At 34.4% G+C, this 14408-nt stretch carries 17 protein-coding genes and 2 tRNA genes; 7 read left to right on the plus strand and 12 right to left on the minus strand.

The features are described from left to right. Positions 1-20: 20 nt before the first annotated feature. Positions 21-341 (minus strand): competence type IV pilus major pilin ComGC, encoded by a 321-nt coding sequence (gene comGC, locus BKP35_RS03525; protein ID WP_071311989.1) that lies wholly within the window; start codon positions 339-341, stop codon positions 21-23. A 361-nt stretch (positions 342-702) separates the two neighbouring features. Between comGC and BKP35_RS03530 the strand changes: the two genes are divergently transcribed. Beyond that, positions 703-1044, plus strand: a complete 342-nt coding sequence (locus BKP35_RS03530) for a DUF2500 domain-containing protein (RefSeq protein WP_071311990.1) — start codon at positions 703-705, stop codon at positions 1042-1044. 132 nt (positions 1045-1176) lie between these two features. Here the strand turns inward: BKP35_RS03530 and BKP35_RS03535 are convergent, their stop codons facing one another. From BKP35_RS03535 to comGA, 3 genes are all read right to left on the minus strand, one after another. Beyond that, positions 1177-2784: a putative bifunctional diguanylate cyclase/phosphodiesterase gene (locus tag BKP35_RS03535; RefSeq protein WP_071311991.1), complete on the minus strand. Its 1608-nt coding sequence runs from the start codon at positions 2782-2784 to the stop codon at positions 1177-1179. Positions 2785-2984: 200 nt separating this feature from the next. Then, positions 2985-4019 (minus strand): competence type IV pilus assembly protein ComGB, encoded by a 1035-nt coding sequence (gene comGB, locus BKP35_RS03540; protein WP_071311992.1) that lies wholly within the window; start codon positions 4017-4019, stop codon positions 2985-2987. Then, positions 4019-5062: a competence type IV pilus ATPase ComGA gene (gene comGA / locus BKP35_RS03545; RefSeq protein ID WP_071311993.1), complete on the minus strand. Its 1044-nt coding sequence runs from the start codon at positions 5060-5062 to the stop codon at positions 4019-4021. Before comGA ends, comGB begins: the two co-directional genes overlap by 1 nt. 120 nt (positions 5063-5182) lie before the next feature. Between comGA and BKP35_RS03550 the strand changes: the two genes are divergently transcribed. The 4 genes from BKP35_RS03550 (at position 5183) to BKP35_RS03565 (ending at position 6618) form a co-directional block, all read left to right on the plus strand. After that, positions 5183-5257 (plus strand) — tRNA-Gln (locus tag BKP35_RS03550). Between the two features lie 35 nt (positions 5258-5292). Then, a tRNA-Gln gene (locus BKP35_RS03555) sits at positions 5293-5367 on the plus strand. Positions 5368-5551: 184 nt separating this feature from the next. Further along, on the plus strand, positions 5552-6256 hold the full coding sequence (locus BKP35_RS03560; protein ID WP_071311994.1) for a helix-turn-helix transcriptional regulator: 705 nt from the start codon (positions 5552-5554) through the stop codon (positions 6254-6256). 119 nt (positions 6257-6375) lie between these two features. After that, the gene (locus BKP35_RS03565) at positions 6376-6618 is read left to right on the plus strand and encodes a DUF2626 domain-containing protein (protein WP_071311995.1); all 243 of its coding nucleotides are present in this window, start codon (positions 6376-6378) and stop codon (positions 6616-6618) included. A 60-nt stretch (positions 6619-6678) separates the two neighbouring features. Here BKP35_RS03565 and BKP35_RS03570 read toward each other — a convergent pair whose 3' ends face one another. From BKP35_RS03570 to BKP35_RS03580, 3 genes are all read right to left on the minus strand, one after another. Further along, the gene (locus BKP35_RS03570) at positions 6679-7815 is read right to left on the minus strand and encodes a class I SAM-dependent methyltransferase (protein ID WP_245741842.1); all 1137 of its coding nucleotides are present in this window, start codon (positions 7813-7815) and stop codon (positions 6679-6681) included. Between the two features lie 727 nt (positions 7816-8542). Further along, positions 8543-8734 (minus strand): cbb3-type cytochrome oxidase assembly protein CcoS, encoded by a 192-nt coding sequence (ccoS, locus tag BKP35_RS03575; protein ID WP_071311996.1) that lies wholly within the window; start codon positions 8732-8734, stop codon positions 8543-8545. A gap of 57 nt (positions 8735-8791) precedes the next feature. Beyond that, positions 8792-9427 (minus strand): MBL fold metallo-hydrolase, encoded by a 636-nt coding sequence (locus tag BKP35_RS03580; protein WP_071311997.1) that lies wholly within the window; start codon positions 9425-9427, stop codon positions 8792-8794. A 268-nt stretch (positions 9428-9695) separates the two neighbouring features. On the opposite strand from BKP35_RS03580, the gene BKP35_RS03585 reads away from it, so the two are divergent. Further along, positions 9696-10172 (plus strand): hypothetical protein, encoded by a 477-nt coding sequence (locus BKP35_RS03585; RefSeq protein ID WP_071311998.1) that lies wholly within the window; start codon positions 9696-9698, stop codon positions 10170-10172. 261 nt (positions 10173-10433) lie between these two features. Then, positions 10434-10601: a DUF2759 domain-containing protein gene (locus BKP35_RS03590; RefSeq protein ID WP_071311999.1), complete on the plus strand. Its 168-nt coding sequence runs from the start codon at positions 10434-10436 to the stop codon at positions 10599-10601. A gap of 158 nt (positions 10602-10759) precedes the next feature. On the opposite strand, the gene BKP35_RS03595 is transcribed toward BKP35_RS03590, so the two are convergent. From BKP35_RS03595 to thiD, 5 genes are all read right to left on the minus strand, one after another. Then, a complete protein-coding gene (locus BKP35_RS03595) occupies positions 10760-11065 on the minus strand; it encodes an MTH1187 family thiamine-binding protein (protein WP_071312000.1) in 306 nt (101 codons plus the stop codon). A 74-nt stretch (positions 11066-11139) separates the two neighbouring features. After that, complete coding sequence (locus BKP35_RS03600) at positions 11140-11724, minus strand: hypothetical protein (protein WP_071312001.1); 585 nt, start codon at positions 11722-11724, stop codon at positions 11140-11142. A gap of 25 nt (positions 11725-11749) precedes the next feature. After that, complete coding sequence (locus tag BKP35_RS03605) at positions 11750-12523, minus strand: ABC transporter permease (protein ID WP_071312002.1); 774 nt, start codon at positions 12521-12523, stop codon at positions 11750-11752. Positions 12524-12526: 3 nt separating this feature from the next. Further along, positions 12527-13228 carry an ABC transporter ATP-binding protein gene (locus tag BKP35_RS03610; RefSeq protein ID WP_071312003.1) on the minus strand — a complete coding sequence of 234 codons (702 nt, stop codon included), beginning with the start codon at positions 13226-13228 and terminating at the stop codon, positions 12527-12529. A 183-nt stretch (positions 13229-13411) separates the two neighbouring features. Continuing rightward, positions 13412-14212 (minus strand): bifunctional hydroxymethylpyrimidine kinase/phosphomethylpyrimidine kinase, encoded by an 801-nt coding sequence (thiD, locus tag BKP35_RS03615; RefSeq protein ID WP_071312004.1) that lies wholly within the window; start codon positions 14210-14212, stop codon positions 13412-13414. Between the last annotated feature and the right edge of the window lie 196 nt (positions 14213-14408).

Genomic DNA, 14408 nt, shown 5'->3' on the forward strand with positions numbered 1-14408 from the left:
CCCTCCTCATCAGTGTCAGCTTATTCATTTTTTTCTACAACATTTCCCTTTTCATCTAAAGTAAGTTCAGTACCATCTGAACATTCAAATCTTTCAACATATCCCTCTTCTTTAAGCACTTCCAAACTAGCAGGCAAATGACCCTCTCCAATTTGATAAGCACCTACTTGCGCTTGCAAAAGATCTATCGTTGCCTCGCAGCCTTTCTCTTGGGCGATTGTATTATTTTTCGCCATATTCGGTATTGCAATTAATAACAACGCCGAGATGATCATTAAGACAATCATCATCTCAATTAACGTAAAAGCTCGTTCATTTAAAAAATATTTATTAATCTTCATAAACATGATCCACCTCTTTAAAATTAATATTAAAGAGACTGAAATTACAAAAAATGAGTAAATTAGAGTCGGTAAAAGGAGAACTATCCGGAGATACGAGAAGGTGTTAGCTTGCTTTTCTCACCTCTTTCTTAAAAAATTATATTGTTCAGCTATTGGCGTTCCATTAGTGGCAGTTCAGAAGCAACTACTAAATATAGATGATTATTTGCTCACCCGTCTCTATTCATTGCTTAAAGTGACTGCTACTTTGTAATTCGCCTCTAGCGAGAACATCTTTTTAATATGTTTGACTTTTGACCATCTGTAGTTTGTCTTTCGTGGTATAGTATATATGAATTATTTTTAGGAGGTTAACATCATGATCGATCCTTCAATGTTTGATAGTGGCATTTTCCCTTTATTATTACTTTTAATTATTACGGTTATTGTTTTCAAAATTATTAAAAGTGTATTAGAGTGGCGTCACAATAATAAACAGCCTATCTTAACCGTAAATGCCAAGGTTATTTCAAAGCGAACAAAATCATCTCGAAAAACTGTTAAACAGCATCATGACTCAATAGATTACTATGGCACATTTGAATTGGAAAACGGTGAGAAAATCGAGTTTTTACTAACACGTAGTGAGTTTGAGTTAATTGCTGAAGGAGAGGTTGGTAAACTAACGTATCAAGGAACACGATTTAATCACTTTCATTAGAAAAGCGCAATGCGCCTGCCTATCGGCGAAAACCGGTGGAAGACCTTCCCGTAGCGGTCATGTTTTAGACGGCAAGAGAAGGTCTAAAGCGGTCGAGCCGACGGCACAAAAAACAAACTGATCCATATTCATTTATTTAATGTTTACTAACTTTTCCTGATTTTGTTTAATTAATCTTTCTACTTGTTCTATTGGTAGTGGCTTTGAAAATAAAAAACCTTGCATTGCATCACAATCAAGATCGATTAAAAGAGAATGTTGCGTCTCATTTTCGATCCCCTCTGCTAGCACCGTTAATCCAAGCGCTTTAGCCATTCGAATAATTGATTCCGTGATTACTTTTTCTTTCGGATCGCACTCAATGTTTTGAATAAAAGATTTATCAACTTTCAGAGTATCAATAGGTAAAATTTTTAAGTAATTTAATGATGAATAACCTTTTCCGAAATCATCCAGCGATATTCTTAGCCCAAGCTCCTTCAATTCGTTTAATTTCATAATATTTTCAATCGTATCTTCCATAATACTACTTTCAGTAATTTCTAATTCAATTAATTCCGGATTTATATTTGTTTCTTCTAAAATATTAGCAACAGAAGGGACGAAATTTTCTTCTTGAATTTGTATTGCTGAAACATTTACTGAAATACAAATATCATTTATGTTTTGTTGTTGCCACATTTTCACTTGCTTACAGGCTGTTTTTAATACCCAATTACCTATTGGAATAATTAGTCCTGTTTTTTCTGCCATCGGAATAAAGACACCAGGTGAAACGGTTACTTCTCCAGGGCTATTCCATCGAATTAGTGCCTCGACACCATAAATATTATTTTTTTTACAATCAATTTTCGGTTGATAATATAGCTCAAATTGCTCTTCTTTTAATGCTTGATGCAACTTCGTTTCGAGAATTTTGTTTTTCAGTGAATCTCGTTCCATTTCCTCTGTATAAAACTTATAGCCATTCTTCCCGCGACCTTTTACAAACCGCATGGCCGTTTCTGCTTCTTTCAGCAAAGCTTCATAATTATAATGTTTACTAGAAATTGCACTTGCCCCCATGCTAGCATTTATAAAGAATTGCTGTCCTTTTATTTCAAAAGGTAAGCGTAACGTTTCATAAATACTGTCACAAATAGTTTCTAATTGTTCCTTATTATCACCAAACGTGAGAATTGCAAACTCATCTCCTGACCACCGTGCTAATACATCTTTTTTCTTAAGGCAATTTGAGATTCTAGACTTTAATTCAATCAATAATGAATCAGCAGAGTTGTGACCAATACTGTCATTAATACTCTTAAAATCATCAATATTTATTAAAACTACAAAAAATGATTTCTTTACTTTTCGTTGTTGCAGATCGCAAGTTAAATAATTGTAAAAATATGTTCGATTTAAAATCCCCATTAAACTGTCATAAATACTATTACTTTTTAGCTCAGTAATCAACCGCCCAATTGCATAACCATATATAGCGAAAAATATTAGCCTCATTACCCAGTTATAAACCGGTTGTGCAATTTGTTGTGACACATCTAACGGCATAAAAGGACCCACCAAAATACCCGACAAAAATCCTACAATTAAACCTCCAACTGCTCCAAATCTCCAAGCGGCAAATGTAATAGGGATAAAAAACAATAACGGGAAAACAGAGGACGTACCGTTTAAAAAATACACGATCAGCCAACTTATCGTCATAAAAACTAGTAAAAGTCCAATCGCCGTTGTCATTCGATTGAAATAAAAATTAACCACCTTTAAAACACCGCCTAAAATTTAAAATTACTATACTAATTACTATGATATCTTTATAATTCAAATTACACATTAATGATTTGTGAACGTTTATTAAACTCTGTGGAAATTGAGACTTTTATCCTAGTAAATAATACCCACCAAGCCCTTTTACTCCCTTAAAGCTAAAAGCTTAATTACAACCCTTCGATTAATGAAAAAATTGGTAAAAGGATCGAAGTAAACATGAGTAACACTACAATTCCGATCAATAAAAATAATGTAGGTTGAATGATCATAAATAATTTTTTCAGTTTCTGATCAAAGTCATACAATAACCATTTATTAAAATGTTCTAACTCTTCATCTAAACGTCCATTGGCTTGTCCATGCTCAACAATATAAGCTAATTCTTTTAAATAAACAGTATTGTGTACGATGGCTAATTGTAGGGGCTCGCCCTTTTCTAATTTATTTATGATTTGTTCTGCGGCCTTGCCTACGTATTTTTCACGTTCTTGTTGATAAAATGTTGAGAGAGCTTCAAAGATCGACATCCCACTTTTCATTAAACAATTTAAGTTTATTGAAAAATAGTACGTAACCACCAATCGGTAAAAGCGACCCAATACTGGAATTTTGCAAATAATTCTAGCTTTATCTAGTCCATCTTTTTTACGGAAAATAAAGACACCATAAATGATAACTACGAAAATTAGAAATGCCATTGTTGCTAGATAATATGGTAATTGTTCAATAAAAGTAAGGAATAACTTTGATACGAAGGGTAATTGTACATCAATACTTGAGAATAGTAGAAAAAACTGTGGAAATAAGTATTCGTATAAAATAATCGAAAAAATCATTAACGTCCATAATAAAAAAATCGGGTACTTTAAGAGCTTTTGAAGTTTCTTTTTATTTTCCTCTATCTTCTGTAATAAATCCCCACCTTTTATGAGACCGTTCGCTAAATCTCCGTACTGTTCAGAATAATAAACAAAACTAATAATATTTTTAGGTATTTGTAAAGTTTTTAATGTTTGACTAAAGGTACTTCCTTTTTGAAGTTGTTGTAGCATCTCGTGAAGTAGTGGTTTTAACTTTTTCTTTTCATATTTCAAGAAAAATTCAATACAATGTGAAATGGTATAACCTTGTTGAAGGAGTTTGCCAATCCTTACTAAAAACTCTGCTTTTTCTTCGTAATTCAAGCTATGTTTAGCTTTCATTAACATAGCCACCTTTCATATTCTTTTTCATTCACATATCCTAAAGCGACACTTTTCTTAATCGCCTGTTCTAAACTTTCATAGCCAATTTTAGTTTTACGTTCATTTAATAAGCGTTGTAACGGTTGATCCGCTAGAATTTCAAAAACAGCAAGTCGCCTTCTTTTGCGATAAGTTCGACAATACTTTGAACAAGTATTACCACAAATTGAACACTTCATTTCAAGTAGCCTTTGTGAAACAAGTCCGATAACTGTTTCATTAATGTCATGTTTTTTAATTCCTAACTCTTTCAGGCGAGCAATGGAGCCAAGGCAATTTTTTGCATGGATTGTACTAATAACTAAATGACCCGTCATTGCTGCTCGTATAGCGATCGTCGCCGTTTCAACGTCCCGAATTTCGCCGATCATAATAATATCCGGATCGTGCCTAAGCACAGCTTTTAATGTGTGTGCATAAGTGAGACCAGCTTTTTCATTAATTTCAACTTGTATAAATTTATCTGTCCGTTTTTCTATAGGGTCTTCTATACAAACAATTCTTTTTTTTCTGGCTGCCGCTTCATTTAAGAGAGAATAAATGGTAGTTGTTTTCCCTGAACCTGTTGGTCCTGAAACTATCACTAGACCATGGGCTTTCTTTATTAAAGAACTTAATTGGGCTGTATGTTTCGGAAAAAGAGTTAGTCGATGTAGAGTTTCAACTTCATTTTGAGGTAAGAGTCGGATAGATAAACTTTCATGTGGGGTTGTTGGTAATGTAGAAATTCGGATATTTAGTTTATCTTTCTTAATTTTCATTTTTAGAGAGCCACTTTGAGGTTTTCGTCTTTCGCCAATATCCATTTTAGACCGAAACTTTAAGTGAGAAATTATTTTTTCAGCTTCATTGTTTCGTATTTCTTCAATAGTCACTAACTGATTATCAATGCGATACTCAATGATCGAGTAGCAACTTGTAGGGATAATGTGGACGTCAGAGGCACAAACTTTGTGGGCCTGCAAAATTATTTCATTACTTTTTGTTTCAATATCGAACAAATTAGACCACCCTTCCTTATAATTTTTATTTTCGATAAATATTTTCGACGTTTTTTACGTTTTTCCCTTTTTTTTGCATAATTTTTTTTCATTTTTTTATACTATATAATGTCATGTCGTTGGGATGTAGCCAAGCGGTAAGGCAACGGACTTTGACTCCGTCATGCGTAGGTTCGAATCCTGCCATCCCAGCCAACCTACTTTTAATAAATCAAATAATGCCACGTCATTGGGATGTCGCCAAGCGGTAAGGCAACGGACTTTGACTCCGTCATGCGTAGGTTCGAATCCTGCCATCCCAGCCATTTATATTTTAAAAGGTAACTAACTGTTAATCATTTATTAATCAGTCGTTATCTTTTTTAGTTTAACTCTTACAAAATACAACTTATTTTTACCTTTAATCACATAAATAAATTGAAAATGCATTTATTTATGTTTCATCCTGTATTATAATTAAAGTAAGAAAAAAATAGGGAGTGAATAGGGATGGAACAAACTCTAAAAATTACAGGGGTGCTCTCTGATCCGACACGTTACTCGATCTATCAATATGTAGCAAAGCAGCATCGCGACATCACTGTACAAGAAATTGCTGATGCTTTTGAAATACATGCCAACGTAGCACGCCTTCATTTGACAAAATTAGAAGATGTAAACATGTTAATATCTGAAACGAAGAAAACTGGTAAAGGGGGGCGCCCGAGTCGGTTTTATCGCCTATCTGATGAGGTAGTGAGTTTGCAGTTTCCATATAGAGATTATCAAAAATTATCGGAAATTGCTATAGATACGCTTTTATCATTAGGTGAAGTCGGTCAGAAAGCTTTAGTTGAAACAGGTCGAAAATTTGGATATGAGGCTTCGAAAAATTATTTACAAAACCTCAATTTAAACCTTGCATCACTTTCAAATGAAGAGAAACTAAACCATATTAAGACTGTTGCCTTGCAACAAGGGCTAAACCCTGAAATTCATTATGACAAAGATTCACATGAAGTGAACTTTAGAATTTACAATTGTACGTTCAAAGAACTTGTACCTGAACGCCTTTCACTCTGTAAGATGCACCAAGCTTTAATCAATGGATTTTTCGATTTCTTCTTTAATGAAATAACTTTAAACAAAGATAGCTATATGTCTGATGATGTTGATTATAGCTTTTGTTCTTATAATACACTAATTTTACCTTAAGATTTACAATTTTATTTTTTATAGTTTATAATATCCTTATGTTACAAATAGTGCATATTCACTTTTTTTAATACAAATGGGTGAGTATGTACATCCTATACATAAAAGGAGGGATATTAGTGGAACGTATGTATCGTGTTTTAGCTTTCTGGACAGGAATTTTTGCCGTTTTATTTATGGTTGGTGATATGCACTCCCCTGCAATTCTTTTCTTCGGAATTACTGGTGCGTTTATTGCATTAAGCTATCTAAACTTGTCAGAGCGTATGTACTTATATATTTTCGGTGCTTTTCTAACACTCTTTTTTGTCGGTTTCACATACTATGCAACTTTCATAATGGTTCCAGGAGTTGGACATTAAGCAAAAAAAGAAGGTCTCCCCAAAGTGTCATCGTTAGACACTTTGTAGGGAAACCTTTTTTTACATTTTATAAGGGTCTTCACTTAAAAAACGATAGTGATCAGTTTCTGTAAGTTGTTTACTATGCACAAATACATGAAACGCTGCACTCATCCCACTATCATTAATGAGTGTTTGAATTGCACGATTTAGTTTACTTTTTTCAGAGAATGGATTCGGGTCATGATATTCTTGTAAAAATTTTAAAATACCGATCATTAATAAGAAACGATTTTGCTTTAAATCAATCACTTTATTAAAATTGTTTTCTTCAGTAATTTCGTTATATGCGTCGATATGAATGTGTGAAGTAATATCCATTTCTGTTGGGTGCAAAAGTGGATTATTAATGAGTTGGTGTTTAAAATACCCCCTTAGACTACCGTCTTTTCTTTCAGGCATCTGCCATTGTTCTTTAGTGTAGCCGTAATCAATGGTTAGTAATAACCCTTTATTCATAAATTCATTGATTTCTGTAATCCATTGATTCATATAAAGAGGAACTTCAATCCTTTGCCCTTCTTTTAATGTAGGACCATAACTACATAACCACGACAAAATCCTTTCATCTGTACAAAGCTGATATTTTTCGGTGAGCCCATCACTTTCATCAACTGTAACGTATATCTCATACAAATCATCTCTACACTTTTCAACAACATGAACTGGAAACGCATCAATTAATTCATTTGAAAAAATAATTCCTTTAAATTCTTCTCCCATTTGTTGCTTCAACGAATTCAAACTATCATATTGTCTAAATCCTTCATTATTAGCTAGAAGCTTTTTTTGTTCTTCGCGATGATACGGACTCATTTCGATAATTACATAAGATAAATCTTCTTTGCCTTCAGGTTTTAATCGTTCCCACTCATCCATAACAGCTTTCGCAAAACGTCCATCCCCACCACCAAACTCGCAAATTATTGGTGGTAGCCCTTCTTTTTCAATAACGTCTAAAAAGAAATGGGCAAAGACTTGTCCAAATACGGAGTGAACTCCACTGCTTGTATAAAAATCGCCTTCTGTCCCTAACTTTTTATTCGTTTTCATATAATAGCCAATTTCAGGATCATATAGAGCCAAACTCATATAATCGGCATATGTAATCATGTTATTTTCTGTACTTTTAATTTTTGCTACAATTTTCTCTTTCAAAAAACTTCCCCTCAATTCAAAAAAAATATTAAACACTATTGACATAGTGTTTATATGATTATATAATAAATTCATAAGTTAGCAATGATCTTCGGGAGTTCCCCCTCCCCTCAAAAGTTCATTTATGATAACTAAGATTAACTCCCCATTGAGGATGACTTGTAAATGTCATCCTCCTTTTTTTTTGAACAAAACGTACATAACGGTCATCCCGTCACCAAAGCTACTGACCTCAATTACGTCATGAGATACATCTTGGAATTTACTTCATGCAGCTTTGCGACGAGTAACCGCAGGAGCATCTCTTTCTAAGATGGAAAAGTCGAATGATTTCCTTCACTTCGCTTTGACCTTCTTGCGAATCTCAGAGGCTCGTTCACGAAATCATTCGCCTGTTTTCATACAAAAACCACCATGACGATATTCCGTCACCAAAGTTATGACCTCAATCACATCATGAAATACATCTTGGAATTTACTTCATGCAGCTTTGCGATGAGTAACCGCAGGAGCATCTCTTTCTAAGATGGAAATGCCGGCCGAATTCTCTCGCTTCGCTGTAAACCTCTATCGAGTTTTAGAGGCTCACTCTAGAATTCGACCGGACATTTTCATATAAAAAAACATCATGACGACACATCCATCACCATCTAAGATGTAAATTCAATGGTTTTTTCCAACTTTCCAACTTTCAGCTTTCCAACTAACAAACTAACCAACTGCCCTTTTATTCGTTCATGTTCCATTCATCTTCTTCTTCAAAAAGCATCCGATACTTAATACTTTCAACGTCATCAAACTGACCCGTTTTTTTCGCTCCTAAATAAATAAATAATGCAGCTCCAGATAAGCTTAGCATAATAATAATTAAAATCCACCCGTTAAATGATAAACCTAAAAAAGCAGAACTACTAATCACTTTAAAACCTCCTTATTTCCGATTAGTATTCCACTTTTTTCCTATATCATTACTATTTTATATTCCTCTTAAAAACGGATTAGAATCCATTTCATTGCTAATCGTAGTTACGGGGCCATGGCCACATGCTACTACTGTTTCTTCTGGAAGTTCCATCAATTTATTGTTTATACTATCCAATAACACTTCATAACTACCACCAGGTAAATCGGTTCTACCAATTCCTCCTGCAAATAGGACATCACCCGAAAAAACTATTCCTACCTCTTTTAAGTAATAAGAAACACTTCCTGGTGAATGACCTGGCGTTTCGAACACTTCGAAGCTAAATGTCCCGATGTCGAGTTTACCTTCTTCCTTAATTAAAAAATCTGCGTCACGAGCAGTGATTGCATCATTTCCTAAAAATAGTGCAGAGCCATTTTTGGTAGCGTCTGGCAACCAATCTTTTTCAAGGTGATGTATGTATACAGGAACGTTCCAAAACTCTCTAACATCATCAACTGCACCAATATGGTCAAAATGAGCATGAGTAAGTAATATTGCTTTTGGCGTTAACCCTTCAGCTTCTAATAATGTATTAAGTTTTGTCCCTTCTCCACCTGGATCAAAGATGACAGCATCTTTGTTTTCATCAAATAAAACATAAGCGTTTGTTTGTAGAGGTCCTAAAGGAAGTTGTTTCCATTCCATAATAAATCGTCTCCTTTGCATCAATGTTGTCTTTATTTTACACTTTAACAAAGATGGTTTCAAAATATAACGATAAAAACTTATTAAAGAGGATGGAGGGTGGGACAAGAGTGTCTGACACCACGCGGATCCTACTAAATATAGACGTACAGATTTATCATATGTCTATATTTGGTGCCTAGCGGTGTCTGACACTTTGTTTGTCCCACCCTCAAAATCCTTTACTTTACCAAACCAATATTCTCCGAAAAACAGGCGGTGTATATCAATGAAAAAAACGATGGGATTAGAACTTATTAAAGATACTACTGAAATTTCTAGTGAAAATAAAAGGGTCGCATCTTTCATTAAAGAACATAACTTAGATGTTTATGATTATGGGGTAATTTTGAACAGTGTGAAAGAAATTGATTTTTTTATTGAATTTTTTCAAAAAGAAGATGTTTATGATTCTAAATATTCTTTATTTAAAATAGAAGCCCCAGAGCAAAAATCAGTTTTTACTGACTTTGGCTTTATCTCTAATAATGATAATGCATATTTATATGAAGAATTAATCATACCTTTTACAACTTCAGGAAATAATGAAAAAGATATATTAACTGCTCTAGAACAAATGGATGAACATCTAGTTGCTATTGATCACGACACAAAAAAAACAATCTATTTTGTCGAACGATATCACCAACAATTAATAGAAGGTATTGCTAACGCATATAATATTAATGTCATTTTCTATCTTTAATCACATTAACACTTTGTTAACGAAGTTATCCTCGACAAACGATTTGAAAACAATTAGAATAAATATGAGCGTCTAATTGAGTGAATTTCATAATTACCTAAATTGAGCCATATCAAACTATATGTAGTTACGAGTGACTTAACGCAACTACGTATAGATACTTAATAGCGATAAAATTCAGTTATGAAATTCATTAAATCGTTTAAACTTTACGATAAAGTAAATAATACACTACATAGTAATTTAAGGGGGTCTTTCGGAATGGTTTTAGGGATTATTACATTATTAGTAGCAATTCTGAGTGGATTTGGGATCTTACGTGAATTCCGTCGCAAAAACCTATTTGGAGCAGCATTTGCCTTTTTATCATTTTCTGTTTTCGGATGGTTTTCTGTTATGACTATTTTTTCAATTATTACGGGATCATAAACCAACACAAAAAGAAGGGGCTGTCTCATAAGTGTCTAACACCAAGTAGAACTTACTAAATATAGACGTATTAATTTATTATCCGTCTTTATTTAGTGCCTAACGGTGTCTGACACTTTCTTTTGGGACAGCCCCTTCTTTTTGTAAATAATAGTTAGTTACTTAAGCTTTTCTTCGACACTATTTAGCTTACCTGACATTGTTACTGACTTATCACGCCGATCATCAATACGTACATTCGTCGCTACTCTTTTAATACCTTTTGAAAAAGGTACTTCATGTAAGGCTTGAATGACCTCAAATAATACTGGTAACTCCCCTTCAATGATTGTACTCATCGGTGTTAGTTTATAATTCACTCGATCTTCATACGTTTCTAAAACTTTATGAATTTCTGCAACGTAATCACTTACACTAGGTCCCTCAGTTCCTATTGGAATTATGGTTATATCTACAATAGCCATTTTCTTCCTCCTTTCATGATTTAAAAAATGTTCTTTTTCATTAGATAAGCTTTTGATCATTTACACTCCACACCCTACAAAGTCAAAAACCTTTTTACGACCCAATATGACGAATCTAGCTTCTCTGCTACAACTTTTTCGAATGATTGAGCTTCTTCAATAAGTAAATGATCATGCTCTACCCATGTGTGTATATAAGAAAAGGCAACGACAAACTCTTCGTGTTCTTCTAGCTGTATAACAAGTTCCACCTCTCCTCGATTACCGTAACTTTCATGTTCGATAACCTTATTTGGAAATACAAAAATAACTTCATCTTCGAAAATTTGCGCCTCTAACGTATCAAGTACATTCTCTCCTTTTAGAAGTGACATTGAGCTTGATGTTATGTTACCTGTATTAAATAGCGCCCCTTCATCACTTTGTAGACTAATTACTATGTAATCATTACCGACAACTCCATCAACTGGCATTGTCGTCCAATCCCATTCCCCTTTTAAAACAACCTCATCTTCTGTACTCTCAGCATTTAAATCAATGATAATTTCATTTTGCAAGCTTTTGTTCGTAATTACCTCATCACTACTAATGTATAGGTAGCCAAAATAAAATAACATGAACATTGCACTTAAAGGTAGTAAAAAAACAACTTTATTCACTGTTTTCCTCCTAAAACACTACAGTTTACGCTTCAGATTTTATATCTATTAATTGCATATTTTTATTAAAAAAATAACGGTATAGCGCTATAGTAACTAGCATAGCACTAATAGACACACATGTAAAAATACTTAATGAAATTACAATTTGATAGCGTATTGCATCAATCGGCGCTACTCCACCTAATATCAGCCCTGTCATCATTCCTGGTAATTGAACGAGGCCAACTGTCTTTAAGCCATCCACATTTGGAATCATCGCTGCTTTTACAATTTTTCGAATGATAATTTTTGATGCTTGCTGTGGTTTCGCTCCAAGCGATAATGCTGCTACTATTTTCCCTTTACCCTCTCGAAATTCACTTTTCATTCTTTCCAATGCTAACCCGATCGCTACCATACTATTACCGATAACCATCCCACTCATCGGAATTACTTGTTCAGATGTAAAAGATATCATTCCGAACCCGATCCACATCGATAAAATCATTAGTTCAACACCTAAAATAATTAAAAATATCATAAGACGAACTTTAGGAATGCCCTCACCTTTTTTACTGGCATGAAAGGTAGCGATCGTAATCATCACTAATAACATAATTGAAATACCAGTTAGCGGTGGAAGAGCAAATAAATAGGTAAGAATATATCCAATGAGAAATAGTTGTATTACTCCTCTAAGCGACGACCAAGTAATTGACTTTCCTAGTCCAAGTGAATACATGTATGATAATGAAACTGGTATTAAAACAAATACGATTAAAAATAACATCGAAGTATTTGAAATAGTAGGTGCCATCATTTACTCCTTTAAAAACTTTTGTAGTTGTTCGGTTTGAGGTGTTCCTAAAAGGTCTACTGTTTTTCCTTGCTCAAGGATCGTACCATTTTCCATAAAAATGACCTTATCGCTAATTCGCTTTGCTTGCTCGATGTTATGAGTGACCATAGCAATTCCTTTGTTCTCCTCTTTGGCTAATTGTACTAATAACTTTTCAATCGTTTCCACCGTTTGCAAATCTAGAGCACTCGTCACTTCATCGAGTAAAAAGATTTCTGGATCATTAGCAAGTGTTCTCGCTAGTGCTACTCGTTGTTGCTCGCCACCAGATAAATGTTCAACATCTCGATATAAATAGTCTTTAGGCAGTTGCACTTTTTCTAGTAAGAGTGGACCATTCGCTTTTTTCCACTTCCCAACTAAACTTGGGCCAAACTTTAAATTATCCTCGACCGTTCCATCAAAAAGCGAAGATGATTGAAAAGCCATACCAATTCGTCTTCTTAAATCAATAATAGGATAAGTTGTTAATTGTTTACCGTAGTAAAATATGTCTCCTTTTTGAGGATCTGTCAACCTATTTAACAACGTCAACAAGCTACTCTTTCCGGCTCCTGAAGGGCCGATAACCGCCGTAATTTCACCTAACGAAAGCTCAAATGAAATGTTAAAAATGCGATCTGTTGTTACGTTTTCAACTTTTATTACATTTGTTTCGTTCATCAATTCACCACCGGCTTTGTAGAGGTTTTTAAAGGGGATGGGGCTGTCATATAAGTGTCTGACACCATGTAGAACTTACTAAATATAGCCGTATAAATTTATTATCCGACTATATTTGGTGCCTAACGGTATCTGACACTTTCTTTTAAGACAGTCCCATCCCCTAGTTTTTGCATTATTTTATTACTTATGACGAAGAGCACTATGATTTGTTGGACCAATCCCTTTACCGATATTTAGCGAAGTTTCAATAGCGGCTTGAATAAATTGCTTCGCGCAAGCAACCGATTCGTTAATACTGTTCCCTTTTGCTAATTCGGCAGTAATTGCTGCTGCAAACGTACACCCTGTGCCATGAGTATGAATCGTATCGATTCTTTTTGATTCAAAATAATAATATTCATTACCATCAAATAAAATGTCAACTGCAATGTTATTTCCCTCTAAGTGTCCACCTTTTAAAACAACATTTTTTGGACCTAGTAGTTGGATGTTTGCTGCCGCTTCTTTCATTTCTTCAACAGTTTCAATTTTATCAATACCTAAAATTTCACACGCTTCAGGGATGTTAGGAGTAATCACTCTTGCTAACGGTAATAAATTCATTTTTAAGGCAGTCATTGCTTGCTTTTGTAACAGGGGTGCCCCACCCTTAGCAATCATTACTGGATCAATGACGATATTTTTTATTTCATAATCTTTTAATTTTTTTGCAACGAGATTTATGATTTCCTCAGAAAATAACATTCCTGTTTTCACTGAATCTGTTCCAATGTCTTGAAAAATTGCATCTAACTGTGCTTCGATCGCTTCAATGGTTTGCGGGTAAACCCCATGAACCCCTAACGTATTTTGCGCAGTTAACACCGTAATTACGCTCATCCCATAAACGTCACGCTCTTGAAACGTTTTTAAATCTGCCTGGATCCCGGCGCCACCGCCACAGTCAGACCCAGCGATTGTTAATGCTTTACCTACACTCATCTAACAAACTACCTCCCTTTTTGAGGATGTTCAAAAAGTCCTGTAATCATAGCATTCGAATCTCTTCGTTGACTCGCTCCTGTGCTTCTCATGTATTAATAGCATACATTCCGCTGCTCGAAGCTTCGCCGCCTCGACCTCCTCGGCTCTGATTATCCTCCTTTTTGAACACACTTTTATTTAATATTTTTTAACG

This window comes from Anaerobacillus arseniciselenatis, from assembly GCF_001865995.1.
Classification (GTDB): Bacteria; Bacillota; Bacilli; order Bacillales; family Anaerobacillaceae; genus Anaerobacillus; species Anaerobacillus arseniciselenatis.